1 protein-coding gene is annotated in these 2,943 nt (G+C 30.6%); it reads left to right on the top strand.

Annotated features, from left to right (window positions below; translation table 11 throughout):
- The coding region (locus LJD34_RS15675; protein WP_227360337.1) for a family 20 glycosylhydrolase at positions 1-2,943 on the top strand (2,943 nt) is incomplete at both ends.

Raw genomic sequence — 2,943 nt, 5'->3', positions numbered from 1 at the left:
GTCAAGCAGTCGGTTTTCAGGCAGTTTTAGCTAAAGGCAATGTTGCAACAACATCATTAATGACTTATCCAAATGTTCAACAATATACTAAAGAAGCGGGGCAAGATTTTACTCTTGCTGAAAATAGTCGAATTTTTGTAGTAGCAAATGAAAAAACATTAAATAATACTATTTTATTAAAAGATTTAAAATTAACTAGTTCAAATTTTGAAGCCGCTGGAGTTTTATCCAAAGCCCCAATAATAGTATTCGGTAAAGAAGAAAATGCAGTAGTTAATGATATTGTTGTTAGAATGGAGGATGTGGCTGAATTAGAAGGAAAAGCTGAAAGCTACAAATTAGATATTACTGATAAAATCACAGTAACCGCTAAAGATGAAATTGGTATTTATTATGGTTTAATGTCAGTAATTCAAATGTTAAAGATTAATGATAAAATATTAGAGAAAGGAACTGTTATTGATTATCCAGATGTTGAATTACGTTCAATGCATTTAGACATTGCTCGTAAACCATTCTCTAAAGAATGGATAATTCGTCAAATCAAAGATTTATCTTGGCAAAAATATAATGCGGTTCAACTTCATTTTTCTGAAAATGAAGGATTTAGAATTCAAAGTGATACTCTAGATGCAATCGAAGGATTTAAATATAAATATGATGATGTATTAAGTAAACAAGATATTTTAGATGTTATTCAAGTTGCTAATGATTATCATATTGAAATCGTGCCTTCTTTAGATTCTCCAGGTCACTCGGGAGCAGTTTTACAATATCTGCCAACTGATTACAGTTGTAGAGAACTATTCCCAACCGATGATCGACGAAATCAATGCTTTAATATCTTTACAAATCCTGAAGCTAGAGAATTCTTAGTAAATTTAATGACTGAATTTATTGAATTCTTTGGTGATGCGGGATGTAAACATTTTAATATTGGCGGTGATGAGTTCTTAGCTAAATTCTCTAGTTTTAGTAATGAACAATACGGACAAATTATGACATATTTTAATGATATTTCTAAGATAGTTAAAGATAACGGAATGACTCCAAGAGCATGGAATGATGGTTTATTATTTGGTGATTATGAGGGTTATACATTGGATAGTGACATTGAAGTTTGTTACTGGGCAGCTCCTGAAAACTGTGCATCGGTAGCGGATTTTGTTGCTAATGGTAACAAAGTAATCAACTATTCTGATGTTTATATGTACTATGTACTTTCTAGGTGGTGGCAAACTAATGCAGTACCAGAAGGTGATCGTATTTATAATGAATGGCATCCTGGTAAATTCTCTAACTTATCCGGAACAGCACAAACTTTTGAAGAACCTTATCCAGAATATGTAATGGGTGGTTCTTACGCAGTTTGGTGTGATGATCCAAATTATGAAAGTGAACAAAGAGTAGAAGATAAAATCTATCATCGCACACGTGCAACAGCTTATAAGATGTGGAACGCGAACGATAATCAACCAGACTATGATGTTTTTAAAGCTGCTGTTGATAAATTGGGAAGAACTCCAGGCTTCAATGAGGCTTTACCTGCTCCGGGTGAAGTGTTCCAGGGTGAAGATACAGCAACAGTTACTATCAAATATATTGATAATTTTGGTAAGACTATTGCTGCAGATGATGTATTCTATGGTCTAAATGATAGTGAGTATCATTTTGAAGCAAAAGAATTATTTGGATATAGTTTTATTGAATCAGATTTACCATTAGATGGTAAATATAACGGTAATATGACAATTACTTTAAAATATCAATTACATTGTGATAAAACTGATTTAAAAAAAGAAATATTTGAACCATTAGCAGTAAGTGAATATATTAATGAAACTGTAGCTGATTATAATAAAGCATTAACAATGGCTAAAGAAATATATTTTGACGAAACAAGTGGACAATTAGCTGTTAATAACGCATTAAGAGCATTACAAGATGCTAAAAATAAAGCTGTAAAATTGGAATATTATTCATTATATGTTGAAGTTACATATCCATTAAATGAAAGTGACTATTCAAGTGGATATCAAGCTTATAAAAATGCTGTAACTACAGGAAAAACATTACTTAATAGTGAAGGATTAACTGCTGAAAAAGCTAAAGAAGCTTATAATGCAATTCAAACAGCTAAGCAATCATTAGTTAAACCTAATGCTAAAGTTCCAACTATTTCAGCAACTGATACTTATTATCAATCTAATAACTACAATAATATGATTGATGGTAATATTAATACTAAATGTTGGTTTAATAGCAACCAAGAAATTGGTAAAGAAGTTAAATTCACATTTACTCGTCCAATAAATATTAGTTCTATCCAAATCATTCAACCAAGCAATGCTGGTGAAGATATAATTGATGGTGCTGATGTGCAAATCTCCACTGATGGAAAAAATTGGACAACAGTAGGAACGTTAGATAATTCAGCATTTGAAAAAACTATTACTTTTGATAAGACATTGACTAAATATGTTAGAATTGTTCTTACTGAAGGTAAGGGGAACTGGTATCAAATTGCAGAAGTTAAGTTTGAATTAGAAGAAATACCTGAAGATTCAACTTTAAAAGATATGATTTTAGAAGCTGAAACATTAAATATTACTGGTAAATCTAGTGGCTCAGTAAATGAAATGATTGATGCATTAATTGTTGCTCAAAAATCTTATGTTGAAGGAAAAGTTGATGTAACTGAAGAAACTAATAATTTACATAATGCAATCAATGCATTAAGAGATACAGTTACCTCAAACAAAGAAAAACTAACAAATAAGATTAATGATGCAAAAGAAATAGAAAATAATAACTATTCTATTGAATCATGGTCAAGATTTGAAAAAGCTTTATTAGAAGCAATCATTGTTAATGAAGATAGTAATGCTACTCAAGAACAAGTTGATAAGGCTTATGATGATTTAGATAAGGCTATTAAAGGAT

This window comes from Faecalibacillus sp. MSK20_93 (assembly GCF_020589945.1).
Lineage (GTDB): Bacteria > Bacillota_I > Bacilli_A > Erysipelotrichales > Coprobacillaceae > Faecalibacillus > Faecalibacillus intestinalis.
Note: the sequence above shows the minus strand (reverse complement) of the source record. Positions and strands in the feature narration are given on the sequence as shown.